Origin of the sequence: Cupriavidus gilardii (assembly GCF_017598945.1) — a bacterium.
Taxonomy (GTDB): Bacteria; Pseudomonadota; Gammaproteobacteria; order Burkholderiales; family Burkholderiaceae; genus Cupriavidus; species Cupriavidus gilardii_E.
In genome coordinates this window covers 57,934-74,718 of the sequence record NZ_JAGFTW010000036.1, presented here as the reverse complement: position 1 = coordinate 74,718, position 16,785 = coordinate 57,934, and the positions used below count along the sequence as shown (strand labels likewise).

The 16,785-nt window shown below is 62.7% G+C and carries 16 protein-coding genes and 1 tRNA gene; 4 read left to right on the top strand and 13 right to left on the bottom strand.

Annotated elements, in window-relative coordinates; translation table 11 throughout:
• Positions 1–80: 80 nt before the first annotated feature.
• Positions 81–395 (top strand): hypothetical protein, encoded by a 315-nt coding sequence (locus J5T34_RS24115; protein WP_208579987.1) that lies wholly within the window; start codon positions 81–83, stop codon positions 393–395.
• A 45-nt stretch (positions 396–440) separates the two neighbouring features.
• Positions 441–1,241, top strand: a complete 801-nt coding sequence (locus tag J5T34_RS12220; RefSeq protein WP_208579986.1) for an aminoglycoside adenylyltransferase family protein — start codon at positions 441–443, stop codon at positions 1,239–1,241.
• A gap of 42 nt (positions 1,242–1,283) precedes the next feature.
• Here J5T34_RS12220 and J5T34_RS12215 read toward each other — a convergent pair whose 3' ends face one another.
• Entirely contained in the window at positions 1,284–2,327 is a 1,044-nt protein-coding gene (locus J5T34_RS12215; RefSeq protein ID WP_208579985.1) for a transporter, read from the bottom strand.
• A gap of 183 nt (positions 2,328–2,510) precedes the next feature.
• On the opposite strand from J5T34_RS12215, the gene J5T34_RS12210 reads away from it, so the two are divergent.
• Positions 2,511–3,161: a LysE family translocator gene (locus J5T34_RS12210; RefSeq protein ID WP_208579984.1), complete on the top strand. Its 651-nt coding sequence runs from the start codon at positions 2,511–2,513 to the stop codon at positions 3,159–3,161.
• 62 nt (positions 3,162–3,223) lie between these two features.
• Here the strand turns inward: J5T34_RS12210 and denD are convergent, their stop codons facing one another.
• From denD to J5T34_RS12170, 8 genes are all read right to left on the bottom strand, one after another.
• The gene (gene denD, locus J5T34_RS12205; RefSeq protein WP_208579983.1) at positions 3,224–4,195 is read right to left on the bottom strand and encodes a D-erythronate dehydrogenase; all 972 of its coding nucleotides are present in this window, start codon (positions 4,193–4,195) and stop codon (positions 3,224–3,226) included.
• Between the two features lie 68 nt (positions 4,196–4,263).
• Positions 4,264–5,046, bottom strand: a complete 783-nt coding sequence (gene otnI / locus J5T34_RS12200; protein WP_208579982.1) for a 2-oxo-tetronate isomerase — start codon at positions 5,044–5,046, stop codon at positions 4,264–4,266.
• A gap of 54 nt (positions 5,047–5,100) precedes the next feature.
• Positions 5,101–6,423 carry an MFS transporter gene (locus J5T34_RS12195; RefSeq protein WP_208579981.1) on the bottom strand — a complete coding sequence of 441 codons (1,323 nt, stop codon included), beginning with the start codon at positions 6,421–6,423 and terminating at the stop codon, positions 5,101–5,103.
• Between the two features lie 92 nt (positions 6,424–6,515).
• Positions 6,516–7,154: an aldolase gene (locus J5T34_RS12190; protein WP_208579980.1), complete on the bottom strand. Its 639-nt coding sequence runs from the start codon at positions 7,152–7,154 to the stop codon at positions 6,516–6,518.
• Positions 7,151–8,485 (bottom strand): 3-oxo-tetronate kinase, encoded by a 1,335-nt coding sequence (gene otnK / locus J5T34_RS12185; RefSeq protein ID WP_208579979.1) that lies wholly within the window; start codon positions 8,483–8,485, stop codon positions 7,151–7,153. The genes J5T34_RS12190 and otnK overlap by 4 nt, the downstream gene beginning before the upstream one ends.
• 54 nt (positions 8,486–8,539) lie before the next feature.
• Entirely contained in the window at positions 8,540–9,430 is an 891-nt protein-coding gene (gene ltnD / locus J5T34_RS12180) for an L-threonate dehydrogenase (protein WP_208579978.1), read from the bottom strand.
• A gap of 38 nt (positions 9,431–9,468) precedes the next feature.
• Complete coding sequence (locus J5T34_RS12175) at positions 9,469–10,173, bottom strand: FadR/GntR family transcriptional regulator (RefSeq protein ID WP_208579977.1); 705 nt, start codon at positions 10,171–10,173, stop codon at positions 9,469–9,471.
• A 183-nt stretch (positions 10,174–10,356) separates the two neighbouring features.
• Entirely contained in the window at positions 10,357–11,451 is a 1,095-nt protein-coding gene (locus J5T34_RS12170; protein ID WP_208579976.1) for a cation diffusion facilitator family transporter, read from the bottom strand.
• Between the two features lie 402 nt (positions 11,452–11,853).
• Here J5T34_RS12170 and J5T34_RS12165 point away from each other — a divergent pair, with 402 nt between their 5' ends.
• Positions 11,854–12,432, top strand: coding sequence for a hypothetical protein (locus J5T34_RS12165; RefSeq protein ID WP_208579975.1), 579 nt, complete (start codon positions 11,854–11,856; stop codon positions 12,430–12,432).
• Positions 12,433–12,988: 556 nt separating this feature from the next.
• Here the strand turns inward: J5T34_RS12165 and J5T34_RS12160 are convergent.
• From J5T34_RS12160 to J5T34_RS12145, 4 genes are all read right to left on the bottom strand, one after another.
• Positions 12,989–13,585, bottom strand: a complete 597-nt coding sequence (locus J5T34_RS12160; protein ID WP_208579974.1) for an SLATT domain-containing protein — start codon at positions 13,583–13,585, stop codon at positions 12,989–12,991.
• On the bottom strand, positions 13,582–14,868 hold the full coding sequence (locus J5T34_RS12155) for an SMODS domain-containing nucleotidyltransferase (protein WP_208579973.1): 1,287 nt from the start codon (positions 14,866–14,868) through the stop codon (positions 13,582–13,584). The genes J5T34_RS12160 and J5T34_RS12155 overlap by 4 nt, the downstream gene beginning before the upstream one ends.
• Positions 14,869–15,671: 803 nt before the next feature.
• Positions 15,672–15,756: transfer RNA gene (locus J5T34_RS12150), tRNA-Leu, on the bottom strand.
• Positions 15,757–15,899: 143 nt separating this feature from the next.
• Entirely contained in the window at positions 15,900–16,769 is an 870-nt protein-coding gene (locus J5T34_RS12145; RefSeq protein WP_208579972.1) for an NAD(P)-dependent oxidoreductase, read from the bottom strand.
• Between the last annotated feature and the right edge of the window lie 16 nt (positions 16,770–16,785).

The window sequence follows — 16,785 nt, the reverse complement described above, 5'->3', positions numbered from 1 at the left end:
TCAATTTGTGTAGATAAAGGCATATTCGATGTCGATACCTGGCGCTTGCGTCTGCAGGTAGTTGAGCAGGCGCGGCAGCAATGCGATTTCGCCCGGATCCGTCATGCAGATGCGAAGAACGCCTGGCTGCAGCGGGATCGAACGCCGATCCGGTACGGGCCGGTTCCAGCATCGCGCGGACTTCGCGCAGCACCTTGTGCAGCGCATCGCCGCTGATTGCCATCGCCGCGATGAGCCTGCCGGGTCTGCATGTGCCCACCGGTATCGACAACGGACTGCCGGCCGGCGTGCAACTGTCGGCCGGTAGCTTCCGCGAACAACGGCTGCTGGCAGCGGGCCGAGTCATCGAGCGGGATGCACGGATGCCGCGAATGTGGGAGGTGTTGGAGCGCTGACCGCACGCTAGTATTGCGATGCTTTCGGCCACAACAATCCATTCCATGCACCCGACTGCGAACGATTCGATACCGCCCGAAGCCCAGCGCCTTCTCGATGTGGTCACGTCCGTGCTCGGCGACAACATCGCCGGCGCCTACCTGTTCGGCTCCGCCATTGCTGGCGGGCTGCGGCCGGCCAGCGATATCGATCTGCTGGTGCTGACGCATCGGCCGATGCCGTCGCCGGCCCGCGGGCAACTGGTCGCCGCGCTGATGAAGGTATCGGGCGAGCGTGCGGAGCACGGACCGGCCCGCAATGCGGAGGTCACGATCATCGTGCGCGACGACATCGTGCCGTGGCGCCATCCGCCGAACAGCGATTTCGTCTATGGCGAATGGCTGCGCGACGCGTTCGAAGCGGGCGTGGTGCCGGCGCCGACCGTCGATCCCGATTTGACACTGGTGCTGGCGACCGCCTTGCAAGGCCACCGCGCATTGCTCGGTCCGGCGCTGACTCGATTTCTTCCGAGCATTCCGGCCGGCGATATCCGGCTCGCGATCGCACAGAGCCTGCCCGCACTGGTGGCGAACCTCTCCGGCGACGAACGCAATGTCATGCTGACGCTGGCACGTATGTGGGTCACCTTGGCGACCGACAGCATCGTGCCCAAGGATGTCGCCGCGGACTGGCTGCTGCCTCGTCTTCCCGACGAACTTCGCACCGTGCTGGCGACGGCGCGGGACGCGTATCGCGGGCAAGCGGTGCAGGAAAACTGGGTGGCACAGCGCGATGACGTCAACGCCTTCGCCCGCCATGCCAGCGAGGCCATCCAGCGACTCGCTGCACAACGCGCCGGTGAATGACAACGGCGGCCGACGTGCCATGCCGCGATGACGGACGGCCCGCTAGCGGTCCTCGCGTTTGCGAAAGGCCCAGCGTCCGGCCAGCATCGTGAAGCTGGCCACCAGCGCGACCAGCAGCCAGAAGCCGTGTGGATGGTCTGCGAACGGAATGCCGCCGACGTTCATGCCGAAGAAGCCGGCGATGATGTTGATCGGCAGCGCCAGCACTGTGACCAGCGTCAAGGTAAAAAGGGTGCGGCTGGTCTGCTCGTTGACGGCTGCCGCAATCTCTTCCTGCAGCAGCTTGATGCGTTCGACCAGGCCGGCGAGATCGGCCAGCACCAGCGAGAATTCCTCGGTGGCCTCGCGCAGGTCCTGCAGATCGGCTTCCTGCAGCCAGGGTGGCGCCTTGTTCAGCAGCCGGAACAGGGCGCCGGGCTCCGGGGCCAGCAGGCGCTGCAGCCGTACCAGCGCGCGCCGCATCGCGCCGAGTTCGGCGCGGTTGCCGCGCAGTCGCTGCGACAGCAGCTGGTCTTCGATGCGATCCACCCCGTCGCTGGTCTCGCGCACGATCTGTGCGAGCACGTCGGCCTGATCGCGCAGCAGATGCACCACCAGCGCGAACGGCGAGTGGAATGCCTCGCCGGCCCGCACGGCCGCCCGCAGCCGGTCCACGGCGCGCAGCGGCTTGGGGCGCGCGGTCACCAGCAGGCGCCGGTCGGCGCAGGCCCACATCGTCGACACGTCGTTGGAGCCGGCGCCGAAGTTGTAGATGACGTCGTTGACGACCGCGAGCAGCGCATTGTCGAGCCGTTCGATCCGGGTCGAGCGTGACCCTTGCCGCAAGGCTTCGAAGAAGTCCTCCGGCAACGCCAGCCGATTCTTGAGCCAGCGCTCGCACGCGCTGTGCGCCAGATTGAAATGCAGCCAGACGAATTCGCCGTCTTCTCCATCGCCTGCCATGTCCGCGGCGTTCGTGCGCGCCAGCCACGCGACGGCGGCATTCGAATCGATGGGGATGCCGGGTTGGCCCGGCTTGAAGTGATAGCCGGCCACCAGGCCGACCGGATCCGAGCCGTAGCCCGGCTCGACGCGTTCTGCAGTCATGCGCGCTCCGCTGTGCAGCGGGCAACCGTAGCAGGCGAGGATGACGAGGCAGTGACAGTCGGGCAGTGCGCACGCAGCGGGCGCGCAGCAAGGGCGCAGCAGGCGCAGCCCATGCCCCAAGGCCATCCTGCGGTAAAGTAGCCGTTCCTCTTCCACCCGATGCTGGCTACCCGGAGATCAGCCATGGAATTCGTTATCCCCAATACCGCCAATCTGGTTCTGTTCGTCAGCGCCGCGCTCGTGTTGCTGGTGATTCCGGGTCCCGCGGTGCTGTACATCATTGCGCAGTCGGTAGAGCAGGGCCGCAAGGCAGGGCTGGTATCGGATCTGGGCATTCATACGGCCACGCTGGTGCACGTGGTGGCCGCCGCGCTGGGCCTGTCGGCGCTGCTGGCGTCGTCGGCGCTGGCGTTCAGCATCCTGAAGTACGCCGGCGCCGCCTACCTGATCTGGCTGGGCCTGAAGAAGATCTTCGGCCGCCCGGCTCCCGTGGTCGTCGATGCGGCGCCGCGGCAGCGCCGCTACGCGCGGCTGTTCCGCGACGGCTTCATCGTCAATCTGCTCAATCCCAAGACGGCGCTGTTCTTCCTGGCCTTCCTGCCGCAGTTCGTCGACGTCGGCCGTGGCCACGTGGCGATGCAGATCGTGTTTCTGGGGCTGTTGTTTACGCTGCTCGGACTGGTCAGCGATGCGTGCTACGCGCTGGCTGCCAGCGCTGCGGGCCGGTGGCTGCGGCAAAGCCGCGGCTACCTGGCGTTCGAACGCTACGTCGGTGGCACCCTGCTGATCGGTCTGGGCATCACGGCGGCGTTTGCCGGGACGAACAAGAAATAAGGGGAAGCGGCAGGCGGATCGGCGCAGGCCTGCCCTCGGGCGGCGCCGACGCGCCGTCAGTCCTAGCGCAACTCGTCCTCGATATAGGCCCGGACGACATCGGCGAAGCTGGCGTCGCCACGCAAGCCCAGCTGCCCGGCGCGCGTGGTGTCCCAGCGGCCCGGCCAGCTGCCGACAATCTGCTGCACGCGGGCGTCGGGCTCGCGGCGAATGCGGTTTGCTACCTCGTCGCCTGCCACGTGGCGCAGCGCTGCGATCATTTCATCCACCGTCACGGAAACGCCCGGCAGATTGACGATGCGCCGGTTGCCTAGCCGTTCGCCGGGCAGTTCGCTGCCCGCGATCAGCGCCTCGATCGCGCGGCGCGGCGACAGCAGCCACAGCCGCGTGTCGCCCGGCACCGGGCAGATCGCTTCCTCGCCGTTCAGCGGCTCGCGAATGATGCCGCTGGCGAACGACGACGCGGCGGCATTGGGCCGACCCGGACGCACGCTGATCGTCGGCAGCCGCAGCACGACGCCGTCGACAAAGCCGCGCCGGCTGTAATCGGCCAGCAGCAATTCGGCGATGGCCTTCTGTGTGCCATAGGACGATTGCGGATTGAGCGCGGTATCGTCGCGCACCACGTCGGGCAGCGTGCCGCCATAGACGGCCACCGAGCTGGTGAACACGACGCGCGGCCGATGACCGCTTGCCCGGCACACCTCGAGCAGCGTGCGCGAGGCATCGAGGTTGATGCGCATGCCCAGATCGAAGTCGGCCTCGGCCTGTCCGCTGACGATGGCGGCCAGATGGAACACCACGGCGGTGTCCCGGTCGATCGCCCGCTCGAGCAGCGCGGGATCGCCGATATCGCCGACCAGCACGGACACGCGCTTGTCCCCGAAATCGTTGCCTTGGACGACATCGACCAGCACCAGTTCGGTGATCGGTGCCGGCCGGCCATCGAGGCCGGTGAGTTCGCCGCGCGCCAGCAGCTGTTTGGCCAGACGCTGGCCGAGGAAACCGGCGCCGCCGGTGATCAGTACTTTCATGATGCGTTGCCTCGTTGAATCGCGTGATCGGCGGGCAGCCCGCCGTGGGGTCCTTGCTGCCGCAATGGCTACCGCTGCAAATAGGTGCGCAGCCAGCCAAGCCCTGCGGACGTGCCGGCCTTGGGCCGATATTCGCAGCCGATCCAGCCGGAATAGCCGAGCGCGTCGATCACGTCGAACAGATAGGGATAGTTCAGCTCGCCGATATCCGGCTCCTGCCGCTCCGGCACGCCGGCGATCTGGATATGCCCGATGCCTGCCATGTCGCGCTTGAGCTTGGTGGCCACATCGCCTTCGACGATCTGGCAGTGGTAGCAATCGAATTGCACCTTGAGGTTCGGCGCGCCAATCTCGCGGCAGATCGCCTGCGCCTCGTCCTGGCGATTGAGGAAGAAGCCCGGGATATCGCGCGTGTTGATCGGCTCGATCACCACCGTGATGCCGTCGGCTTGCGCGGTGCGGGCGGCGTACTCGAGATTGCTCAGATAGAGCGCGCGCTGCTCGTCGCGCGACACGCCCGGCATCGCCAGGCCGGCCATCACGTGCAGCTTGTCGTTGCCGAGCACGCGCGCGTAGTCGAGCGCGGTATCGATGCTGCGACGAAATTCGTCTTCACGTCCGGGCAGCGACGCGATACCGCGCTCGCCCGCGGCCCAATCGCCCGGCGGCGCATTGAACAGCGCCTGCTGCAGGCCGCTGGCATCGAGCCGCGACTTCAGTTCGGCCGCGGGGAAGTCGTACGGGAACAGGTACTCGACGGCGCGGAAACCATCGTTCGCGGCCGCGGCAAAGCGGTCCAGGAACGCGTGCTCGTTGTACATCATCGAAAGATTGGCGGCAAAGCGAGGCATGGCGGCAGGTCGTGAAGAGGTGGAAGGAAGCGGCGCAAGCGCGCCGCCTTCATATTAGCGGTTGACCAGCCTGGCCGGCGTCAGCCACACGGCGACGGCGCCGAGCACCAGCATGCCGGCCAGCACATACATGCCGCTGGCGGTGCTGTTGGTGGCGTCGCGCAGATAGCCGATCAGATAGGGGCTGGCGAAGCCGGCCAGATTGCCGATCGAATTGATGATGGCGATACCGGCCGCTGCGGCGCTGCCCGCGAGAAACGCGGTCGGCAAGGACCAGAACAGCGGGGCGCAGGTCAGTACGCCGGCGGCGGCCACCGACAGCGCCACGATCGACAGCGTGGTGTTGCCCGAAACAGACGCGGCGATGGTAAAGCCGACGGTGCCCATCAGCGCCGGCACGATCAGATGCCAGCGCCGCTCGCGGCGCTTGTCGGCGCTATGGCCGAACAGGTTCATCGCGACAATGGCCACCACGAACGGGATTGCGCTCAGCAGCCCGATCTCAAGCGTGCCTTTGATGCCCGTCGATTTGACGAAGGTCGGCATCCAGAACGTCAGCCCGTACTGCCCCGACACGAAGGCAAAGTAGATCAGCGACATCCACCACAGACGCGGATCGCGGAAGACCGCGCGCAGCGAGTGCGCGTTCTTCTGCTGCTCCTGCGGCTGCGCGGCGATTTCGTCGGCCAGCAGCTGCTTTTCGCGCTCGGTCAGCCATTTGGCGCTGCGGATATTGTTGTCCAGATAGAGGATCGTCGCGATGCCGATCATTACCGCGGGCACGGCCTCCAGCACGAACATCCATTGCCAGCCGTGGAAGCCCGCGCCACCGTGGAAGCTCTCCATGATCCAGCCCGAAAGCGGATTGCCGAAGATGCCCGAGACCGGAATCGCCGACATGAACACCGCGATGATCTTGGCGCGGCGGTGCGACGGAAACCAGTAGGTGAGATAAAGGATCACGCCGGGATAGAAGCCTGCCTCGGCGAGCCCCAACAGAAAGCGCAGCACATAGAACTGCGTCGGCGTCGTGACGAACGCGAACATGGCCGACAGGATGCCCCAGGTGATCATGATGCGGGCGATCCAGATGCGCGCGCCGAGCCGGTGCATCAGCATGTTGCTGGGCAGTTCGAACAGAAAATAGCCGAGGAAGAAGATGCCGGCGCCCAGGCCGAACACCGTTTCGCTGAAGGCAAGGTCCTGCGACATCTGCAGCTTGGCGAAGCCGACATTGACGCGGTCCAGATAGGCCACCACGTAGCACAGCATCAGGAACGGCACGATGCGCCAGAACACCTTGCGGTAGGTCAGGTCGAGTTCGGCTTTGTCGGGTGTGTCGACGTAGGCGGGCGCTGCCGCGTCGTAGGCTGTCATGCGTTGTCTCCTTGGATTGTGTCGGGCCGGCTATCGTGCCGGCGCCGGTGTGCGTGATCGAAGCCCGTGCACACCGCGGGCTGGCGCGCTGGCTACCAGCGTGCGCCGAAGGTCTGGCGTAGTTCTTCGAGCGCAGCGGCGTCGAGCGGCGCCGGCTTGGGATCGGTCATCAACCACAGGCGCGCGGTTTCCTCGAGTTCTTCGAGCGCCCAGGACGCCTGCGACACGGATGGGCCCCACACCACGGGGCCGAGCCGGTCGAGCAACACGCCGCTGACGCGCGAGGCCAGCGCGGCCACTTGCGCCGCCACCTCGGGGTCGCCGGGGCGCCGGTAGCGCAGCAGCGGAATATGGCCGACCTTCATCACGTAGTAGGGCGTGATCGGCGGCAGCACGTCGTCTTCGCGCCAGACTCCGGCGAGCGTCAGCGCGACCAGATGCGTGGAGTGGGTATGGACGACGCCGCGCGCTTCCGGGTCGTTGTCGTAGATGCCACGATGCAGCGCCAGGGTTTTCGATGGCCTGTCGCCGGATACATGCCGGCCGAACGCATCGACCTTGGCGATGCGCGCCGGATCCAGTCGGCCCAGGCAGGCATCGGTCGGCGTGATCAGCCAGCCGTCGTCGAGCCGCGCGCTGATATTGCCGGCGCTCCCCACCGCATGGCCGCGCGCATACAGGCTGGCGCCGATCGTGCAGATTTCCTCGCGCAGTCGGACTTCTTCGCTCATCGCGCGCCTCCTTCGAGTTGGCGCAGCGCCTTGGCGAAGAAATCGACGGCGCCGAAATTCCCGGACTTGAGCGCCAGCCCCAACGGCTCGGTGCCGATGGTGGCAGTGGCAGGCACGCCGGGATCGATCTGTGCGCCGATCTGCAGCGACTTGATGTCGAGCGCCTGCACGACGGCACCGGACGTTTCACCGCCGGCGACCACGAACTTGCGCACGCCCATCTCACGCAGGCCTCTCGCGATGGCGGCCAGCGTCGCCTCCACCAGTTGGCCGGCCTCGGTCACGCCGAGCGCCTGCTGTACGCTGCGCACTTCCTCGGGCGTCGCGGTGGCATAGATCAGTACCGGCTCGGGCAGGTGCGAACGCGCAAACGCCAGCGCCTGTTCGACCACGGGTTCGCCGCGCGCCACCGCTAGCGGGTCGATGCGAAAGCCCGGCCGCGAGCTCGAGCCCGTTTCGGACCTTGATTCACGCCACGCGGCCACCTGCTCATTGGTCGCCTGCGATGCGCTGCCGGCCAGCACGGCGGCATGTCCGTCGATGCGCGGCAACTGCGCGGCATCCGCGCGTTCGTCCAACAGACCCGCGCGCCGGAAATTGGCCGGCAGGCCGAGCGCGATGCCCGAGCCGCCCGTCACCAGCGGCAAATCCGCGCAGGCTTCGCCCAGGACATGCAGATCGCGGTCGGACAGCGCGTCGGCAATCGCGAGTCGAACGCCATCGGTGCGCAGCCGCCCGATCGCCTCGCGCACCGCCGCCGCGCCGGCGGCGATCGTGTCGTAGCGGATCAGGCCGACCCTGGCCTTGGTTTGCCGTTGCAGCACGCGCACCAGATTGGCATCGCGCATCGGCGTCAGCGGGTGGTTCTGCATGCCGGACTCGTTGAGCAGCGCATCGCCCACAAACAGATGGCCGCGATAGACCGTGCGGCCGTTCTCCGGAAAGGCAGGGCAGGCGATGGAGAAGCCGCGTTGTTCTCCTCGCAGTTCGCCCAGCGCGTCGAGCAGCGCCTCAGCCACCGGGCCGATATTGCCCGCGTCGGTGGAGTCGAAGGTCGAGCAGTACTTGAAGAAGAACTGCCGGCAACCCTGTTCGCGCAACCACGCCAGCGCGGCGAGCGATTGTGCGATGGCGTCGGCCGGCGCGATGGTGCGGGATTTGAGCGCCACCACGATGGCGTCCGCCTCCAGCTGCGCGGCGGACGGCGGCACGCCGATGGTCTGCACGGTGCGCATGCCGCTCTTGACCAGCATGTTGGCCAGATCGGTCGCGCCGGTGAAATCGTCGGCGATACAACCCAGAAGCGGGCGGGGCGTGTTGGTCAGGGACATGGTCGGGCGGGGAGAGCGGTCAGCGGCAACCGGCGACGGTCAGCGCGGTCGGAGTCAGCGTGAGGGCGGCAGCGTGATGCCGGGGAAGGTCTTGATCACGGCGGAATCGTCCTCGCCGCCATGGCCGGCGCTGGACGCGCTCATGAACATCTGGTGGGCGGTGGCGGACAGCGGCAGCGGAAACTTGCTGCGGCGGGCGGTATCGAGCACCAGGCCCAGATCCTTGACGAAGATGTCGACCGCCGACAGCGGCGTGTAATCGCCATTGAGGATATGCGGCACGCGGTTTTCGAACATCCACGAGTTGCCTGCGCTATGGGTGATCACCTCGTACAGCGCGTCCGGATCGACGCCCTCGCGCAGGCCAAGCGCCATTGCTTCGGCAGCCGCCGCGATATGCACGCCGGCCAGCAATTGATTGATGATCTTGACCTTGGAGCCGGCACCGTACTGCTCGCCAAGCCGGTACACCTTGCCCGCCATGGCCTCCAGCACATCCTCGCAGGCCGCATAGGCGGCCGCCGGTCCCGACGTCATCATCGTCATCTCGCCCGACGCCGCGCGTGCCGCACCGCCCGACACCGGCGCGTCGAGCATCAGCAATCCGGCCGCTTCGATGCGCGCGCCCAAATCGGCAGCGAAGTCCGGCGCCACGGTGGCGCTGGCAATCACCACGCCACCGGGCTTCATGCGAGCCACCGCGCCTTGCTCGCCAAAAAGGACCGCTTCGGTCTGCGCGGCATTGACCACCAGCGTCACGACGACGTCGCACTGCGCGCCCAGTTCGGCCGGCGTGGTGCAGGCAATGCCGCCTTCGGCGGCGAAGGCGCGCAGCACGTCGTCGCGCACGTCGCACGCGTGGACACGAAAGCCCGCGCGCAACAGCGAACGCGCAACGCCGAGGCCCATGGCACCGAGGCCGATGACTCCAATATGTCGTGACATGATTTATCCCTGGTTGGCGCCGCCGTCCTGAGGGCTGCTCAGCAGATGCCGGCTTGCGACAGCCGGCGCTCGGCGTTGTACAGGTGGGTCAGGGCGGCGTTGCGCGCCGCCATCGGATCGCGCGCCCGAATCGCATCGACGATGGCCGCATGTTCGTCGCGCACCTGGCGCGAGAAATCGTCGCGTGTCGCCTCGTTGCGGCGGGTCACCGCCACGCCCGCCTCGAGGTACTGGTTCAGGAAATTCAGCGTCTTGATGAAGTACGGGTTGCCGGTCACCGCGGCGATCTTGCGGTGGAAGGCGACATCCTCGGCCACGCCATCGCGCCCGGCGGCCGCTGCCTCGTCGATATTGGCCAGCGCCGTGTCGATCTCGGCGATGTCCCGGTCCGTACAGCGCCGCGCGGCCTCTGCCGCCACCTCTGCCTCGATGGCGCGGCGTACCGCGAGCAAATGCGGCATCGAGCTGGGCTCGATTGCCTCGGCGTAGTCGATCCGCAGGGGCCGGATCGCACCATGCTCCTTGACGAACACGCCGCTGCCCTGGCGCGGTTCCACCACGCCCTCGTTTTTCAGGCGCGAAATGGCCTCGCGAATCACCGTGCGGCTGACGCCGAACTGCTGCGCAAGCACGGCCTCGGTGGGCAGCTTGCCCGTGGCCGCGAAACTGCCGATCTCGATCTGCTTGAGCAGTTGCTGGGCGACGGTGTCGCTCATCGCAGGGGCTGAAACCTTGTCGAACATGGCGTTGGCCGGTGTGATGCTTATCAGGTAATACGGTCATCATACAAATTTGACCGTGGAAGCCGTTATTGGGGACAACCCTTGCACCGCTAAAGGGTTTCTTCGTGACATCTACGCGAATACTTTTGCCCACGAGCCCTTGCGGGACATAAACCGCCTTCCGCAGCCGTAAGGCGCTTGGTATCACCCGGTATCACGCGATTTGATACTTCTCGCGGTCGACGATACCGAACCAGGCTTTTCTTCCCACGCTGTCCCCGTCCGGCCTGGCTCGGCGGCCGCGGCCAGCAGCCGCGCCTCGATGTAGATGCGCTTGACGGAGGGATAGCGCGAACGAATCTGCCGCTCCACCCTTTCGACCGAGCGGGCGATCTCGTCGCCCCGGGCGCCGGCACGGAACTGGACGTCGAGCGCTACCAGTACATCGTCGGGACCGAAATGCATGGTCAGCGGCCGCGCCGCGTAATCGATGCAAGGGTCTTCGCGTGCGAGGCGCTGGATACCTTCGGCCATCTCGCGGTTCACGCTTTCCCCCACCAGCAAGCTGCGGCTTTCCCGGACCAGCAACGTAGCGACGCCGGCAAGCAGCACGCCAATCACGAGCGATGCGGCGCCGTCGAGCACCGGCATGTTCCACCGGTGGCTCGCATAGATGCCCGCCGCAGCGATCAACAGACCTGCGAGCGCGGCAGCATCCTCGGCAACCACGGTGACGGTGGTCGGATCCTTGCTGCTACGCAGCGCTGTCCAGAACGGCGTGGCGCCTTTTTCGCGATTGAACTCGCGCAGCGCAATGGCAAAGCTGATCCCTTCGAATATCGCGGCGCATCCGAGCACGATGTAATTCCAGTGAGGATCGCGCAATGGCTCGGGATCCATCATGTGAAGCACGCCTTCGTAAGCCGAGATGCCGCCGCCCAGGCCGAAGATCAGCACCGCCACGATCAAGCTCCAGAAGTACAGCTCCTTGCCGTATCCAAACGGATGCTGCGGATCGGCCTTGCGGCGGCTGCGAGACAGGCCGACCAGCAGCAGTACCTCGTTGCCGGTATCGACGGTCGAGTGGATCGCTTCGGAGATCATCGCCGAGCTGCCCGTGAGGCCGGCAACAATGAACTTGGTCACGGCGATGGCCAAGTTGGCCGCGATCGCGCCGTAGATGGCGAGCGGGGATTTGGGCGACGTGCTGACCGGCGAAGGGGCGGCAGGTTCAGATGGCCGGGCATCCTTGAGTGTCGCGCCGGTGGCAGGAGGAAGCCAGGGATCGGGTCGTGACATGCAAGCCTTTCCGTCGTGTCAGCATGGATGCAACCCGTCAAGCAACAGTTGTTCCTTGCCAGTCTCTGCGCATGACAACGGCCAATGAACGCCAATTGCGCCCGCGATGGTTTGGCTGGAACGGTAATTCCTTCATGCCGATGTATCGGTCGCAGCCGCAAGCCGGCGCGGCGGGCACCGCCACAGCAGCATGCCAACGCGCAATCAAACACCGGAAGCCGAGTCCAATCGGCTCGATCGGTGCCCCAGCCTGACTGCGCAATCGCCGCCGCTCGCCTTTCGTACGGGCTTCCCGCGCTTAGCTGGTGCGGGCAAGCCGCCTGTTTCGGAGCCCGGCCGCACGAGGTGACGTGCCGTTCCGCAGCCCCCGAGCCGCGGGTAATAATTGGAGAGCTGGAAGTTGTGGAGGCGCGGGAAAACCTCGGTGACCACATCGTCGTCGACATGCAATACGGTTCTGCGCAGACAGCGAATGTGGTGCTCGGTGGCAGGGGCGGGGTCGGTGGGCCTAGGGGAAATCGTTACTTTGCCACAGGAAATGGTGGGCGGCAGGCACTCGCGCATCGTCGACCCAGCACGCTGCTGCGACGACTGATCGATGAGCCAGGTTTTTCGAATTCCCAACAAATCATCGAGGTGCCGGGGCGCGCCCCGACGACGGTTCGGGAGCTGTTTGTGCACTTCACCACGATTGTCGAAGGCCACGTCCCTACATTCCACGGCTATTGGGGCTTCATCTCTGATGCGAAGCAGGGGCCGGATGGTGAAATCTGGCTGAACACGACTCAGTCGTGGCGAGATTTCAGCGTCTTGATTTCTGCCGACCTAGCGGCGCGCTTCGTGGCGCGGTTCAATGTGCACGACCTAGAGGACTTAGCGGGCGCTTACGTCCTGGTGTTCGAGCATCTGTCGAAATCCCAAGGCGGCAAATTGTACGTCGCGCTTACCGAGCTCGACACAATATCGGTCTACCAGCCTTGAAGTTTGCGTGTCCGGTGGTATCGACGGGATGTGTTCCTTGAGAGCGAAGGGACATCGCATTGCTGAGAGTCGCTGAAGACATTTTCCCTTATAGGAAAGCCCAATGTGCTCCGCTATTGACGACGGTGGCTGCCTCTAAGAGAAACAAAAAATCATGCAGGGCCGGTTCACTGAATTTCGTTGTACCGTAGCTTTGTTCTTGGCGCCCGGGGGCGGAGCCGGATCGACACGCCTTGCGACGTGGTTTTGAGTTAGGGACCTACGGCGTTTTGCGGGAAATGGGACCAGGTCTGGAGGCGGTTGAAATAAGTAAAGACCTATTTCAAATCAGTAGATAAGCGTCTTTCGGTTGAAATGATGCAAACGAGTACTGTTCCTGTACTGTACCGAAATCTCGGTGCAGTGAGATGCCAAGAGTTGGAGACACCTATATAGGACTACACGCCTTCTTTGGACAGTGCCTAAGCTGAAATGAAACTACAACTTGCGCGGGATACAGCCATGGGGCGGACAGGTGGCAAACTAGTACGGCACAACGGTGGCGATTTTATCTAGATCACTGGAAGCAGAGGCGCCCGTAAGACCGCACCAAAAAATACACACCCGCGAGCAGCAGAATGACGACCCAAAACATGAACGATAGAGGCAACTTGTCACGGAAGAGTTTGAAATTTTTTTGCTCGTCGATCCAGTCAGTTTGATATTGCCAAAAAAACTTATAGTGAGCATACCAATCGCTAAATAGAATCTGCTTGCTAATGGCGGTTGCGTAATAATCCCGCTCTATAGCGTGCAGCTCATCTACGTATTGACTGACGTCGTCTCCTTCATGGCTTTGGACCGTTCTATAAAGGTCTCGAAGCGAGTTGTAGAGAGTGGTTAATCTATTGGCTGCCGTTGAGTATTTTGTTTTTTCGGGTTCATAAAAAGTGATGTACAACGCGATCAAGCCAAATACGATGAAGGCTGCAGAGAGATACTTTTCCGAAAGGCCCTCATAGATCAGCGCAAAAATGCCAAATGCAGTTGACAAAAATCCAATAAGACCGGGGATTTTTTCAACAATATCATAGGTTGCCCAATGCTTTCTGCCACCGAATCCCACATTGTAACCAGTGTCCGCAATGGACTTAAGTAGTTGATCTTTTTTCATTCGATCGGAACATGAATACGATCTTTAGCCACAATTACACCGTCTTTTGCAATGTAGCATTCGACAATGTGGTCACCGTGAAAGTCAGTTGTCTCGACAATCTCTATGCCCCCTGAATTGATAGTCCCTCTAATACAATTTCTACGAAATGCCTCTTCCCCGCGATTGAGGACTTTCCAAAGAATTGTGTAGTGACCGGAAACATTGCAAGAATCAATGAAGAAGCGTAGTGACTTCTGTCTTCGCAGTGGAAGTCGACGGTTCAGAAATTCGCTGAGAAGGTAATCTCTGAAGCCATTTTGGGATACTTCACAATCAATATTGAGTGAGTATCGAATATCAATAGGCCACAGGTCTTCAACGAACTGCTCTGTTGACCTATATACATTGCGGCTCTCGACGGCTGTGGAAGCTTTCCGTTCCGCCGCCGCATCAGGAAAGTCGCGACCATATAGCTTTTGCCACTTCGCGGATTCATTTTCTTTTCCTGCGGCATCTATCGCCTTGAGTGCTAGATCATACGCTTTTTTTGCGGGTTTCTGAAAATTGGATTTGACTCGCACTCTTTGGCCACTACCGAGGGCGGCATAATAATCTTGGCGGGGTAGATCACATAAATACTTGAAAAAATCTCTGCTCATCCAGTCGTAGTAGAGATAACTTTTTTCATCGTAGTCCTTCGTGTCCCGAAGGAAGTTATGGGCAAGAGTGTCAATTAGAAGACCTCCTATCTCAATCCCATGCTTATTTTTCCAGGCACGTGCCATTTTGCAAAGGCGGCGGAGATTTTTGTTCTTGCTAGTGACAAACTCGGTCATCGCCGAGATTTCTTCACGTGGCTTGGTGATTTTCCAGCTCCCACCTTTATACGTGTCCGGATATCTAAAACTACCGTCTTCGAGTTCGAAGACGGGCTGTACCTCCACATGGAAATTGGTATACAACACACGGACAACTAACCTATCAACATACATTTCTGTACGCGGATATCTGGATTTTATTGCGGCCTTGGTCCTTTCTAGCAGTGCAGACTGCCCGCCGTCCTTATATTTTTCCCATTGAGACGCGGGAACAATATAAAGCATATCCAAATCTGAGACACCTTTGATCGCGGTCCAGCGGCCATAAGAACCTACTTGAAGAGTGTTTGAGGTTTTACTTTCCGAGTCTCTGAATTCTTTGTTTAGTGCAGTCGTAATCTCGCCGTACCGCAATTCGATTTGTTCATCGTTTTGGACCTTGATGTTTGATAAAAACTGTTTGAATTTTTCGGCGATGCTCAATGACTGCCCTTTTTTTTTGATTATTAATGAAGTCGCTAGCCAGAAGATTTCTGGCGGACTTGTTCAACTGCGTAGTGAAAAAACTGCCAGCAGCGTATCCAGCGTTAGTCCCCTAAATTGGCGATTTTTTTCTGTCATGATGAAGACTCTGGGGCCCCAATGCGTTATTGCGTGCCTCCACAAACTCTTGCAGGCAGCCTCGCGTTGGCTGCGGCCGGTATTCCACACAGTTCTATGGGGCGTAACACGCGCTTACCTTCGCTAGCCATGTTATCTGCTTGCTGTAGGTAACTCGATTTTACAAGAGGTACAGCATTTTGGTTTGGGTACGTGCAGCCCAAAGAAAAGTCGTGCGCGGAAACTGTTGTGTTTTACCTGCTATTGACAGCAATATCGGCCGCGTGCCAGCCGGCGGCGTACTTTTCTAAAAAGGCATTGCCTCACCGGACTCTCCTCCGTCGCCGACCCGGTCGTCGCCCTGCAGGCTGCGGGCTGTACCTACGCCTTGGCCCGTCGCCCACGCCAAGCGCGGAGTCATATGCCAGTCCACATGAACAAGAGCCTCGCCAAGGGCGAGGCCAGTAAATAGGCGATCGCGCGAATTATCTTTCGTTGATTGTGCCGCCGGTTATTTACGCCCCAGTGCTTGCCCATCGTCTGCAAGTGAGGCATCGAGCGGCCCCGTCAATATAAAACTCAGACCGGAGTGGCAAAATACGGGGAAATGGAGCGGAAGTGGAGTAGCAGCTGCAACCGGTGCAAGTTGCTTGCGGCAAGAATTCTATGTGAGTTTCTTGCTGTACTGGTGCCCGGGGTCGGACTCGAACCGACACGCCTTGCGGCGGGGGATTTTGAGTCCCCTGCGTCTACCTGTTTCACCACCCGGGCGGGTGCGCGATCGTGCCGGAGGGTTGCCGGAGAACCGGCGGTGGCACTGCGCTGAGCAGCGGATTATGCCGCAAATCGCCTTGCGGAACAACCAAGCCAGCCGCCGTGGGGCGGCCGTGGCCTACCATCGCGGCCAGGCCAAATCAGCCCTGACCCTCCAGCACCCGCAGCAGCGACGACGTGTCGTCCTTGCCCCAGCCGTTGCGCATCAGCGTCTGCAGCTGCGCCGCGGTGGCCTGCATCGCGGGCAGGGCCAGGCCGGCTTCGCGCGCGACGTCGGCGGCGAGGCCAAAGTCCTTGTCGTGCAGGCGCGCCTGGATGCCGGCGGCGAAATCGCGGGCGACCATCTTCGGGCCCATCAGGTCCAGCATGCGGCTGCCCGCCATGCCGCTCGACATCGCCTGCAGCACGCGCTGCATGTCGACCTGCTGCGACTGCGCAAAGCGCATCGCCTCGGCAATGCCTTCGATATTGACGACCTGCGCGATCTGGTTGCACAGCTTGGCGACCTGGCCCGCGCCGTTGTCGCCGATATGCGTAATGGTCTTGCCGTAGCATGCCAGCAGCGGCTGCACGCGCGCCAGCACTTCTGCCTTGCCGCCGACCATGATGGTCAGCGTGCCGGCCTCGGCGGCGATGGTGCCGCCCGAGACCGGGCAGTCGAGCGCCTCGATGCCGCGTTCGGCCAGCGCCTGGGCGATCTCGCGCGTGACCACTGGGGAGATCGTGCTGTGGTCCACGCAGATCGTACCGGCCGCGGCGCCTTCGATCACGCCGCCTTCACCGAGCAGCACCGCGCGGACATCCTCGGACGAGGTCACGTTGGTGAACACCACCTCGGCGCCGCGCGCCGCCTCGGCGGGGCTGAAGAACGGTTCGGCGCCCCGTTCGCGCGCGGCGTCGGCGGCTTCCGGCCGGCGCACCGAGGCGCGTACCGTGTGTCCGGCTGCGAGCAGATGGCGCACCATCTGCGTGCCCATCGCGCCCAGGCCGATAAAGGCAATGGTAGTCATGACGACAGCTCCTTCC

Coding starts and splice junctions, on each gene's coding strand:
- J5T34_RS12145 (WP_208579972.1), bottom strand. CDS start 16,769: ATGACTACCATTGCCTTTATCGGCCTGGGCGCGATGGGCACGCAGATG.
- denD (WP_208579983.1), bottom strand. CDS start 4,195: ATGAAAGTACTGATCACCGGCGGCGCCGGTTTCCTCGGCCAGCGTCTG.
- otnI (WP_208579982.1), bottom strand. CDS start 5,046: ATGCCTCGCTTTGCCGCCAATCTTTCGATGATGTACAACGAGCACGCG.
- J5T34_RS12190 (WP_208579980.1), bottom strand. CDS start 7,154: ATGAGCGAAGAAGTCCGACTGCGCGAGGAAATCTGCACGATCGGCGCC.
- ltnD (WP_208579978.1), bottom strand. CDS start 9,430: ATGTCACGACATATTGGAGTCATCGGCCTCGGTGCCATGGGCCTCGGC.
- J5T34_RS12215 (WP_208579985.1), bottom strand. CDS start 2,327: ATGACTGCAGAACGCGTCGAGCCGGGCTACGGCTCGGATCCGGTCGGC.
- J5T34_RS12195 (WP_208579981.1), bottom strand. CDS start 6,423: ATGACAGCCTACGACGCGGCAGCGCCCGCCTACGTCGACACACCCGAC.
- otnK (WP_208579979.1), bottom strand. CDS start 8,485: ATGTCCCTGACCAACACGCCCCGCCCGCTTCTGGGTTGTATCGCCGAC.
- J5T34_RS12170 (WP_208579976.1), bottom strand. CDS start 11,451: ATGTCACGACCCGATCCCTGGCTTCCTCCTGCCACCGGCGCGACACTC.
- J5T34_RS12175 (WP_208579977.1), bottom strand. CDS start 10,173: ATGTTCGACAAGGTTTCAGCCCCTGCGATGAGCGACACCGTCGCCCAG.
- J5T34_RS24115 (WP_208579987.1), top strand. CDS start 81: ATGCGATTTCGCCCGGATCCGTCATGCAGATGCGAAGAACGCCTGGCT.
- J5T34_RS12160 (WP_208579974.1), bottom strand. CDS start 13,585: ATGAAAAAAGATCAACTACTTAAGTCCATTGCGGACACTGGTTACAAT.
- J5T34_RS12210 (WP_208579984.1), top strand. CDS start 2,511: ATGGAATTCGTTATCCCCAATACCGCCAATCTGGTTCTGTTCGTCAGC.
- J5T34_RS12220 (WP_208579986.1), top strand. CDS start 441: ATGCACCCGACTGCGAACGATTCGATACCGCCCGAAGCCCAGCGCCTT.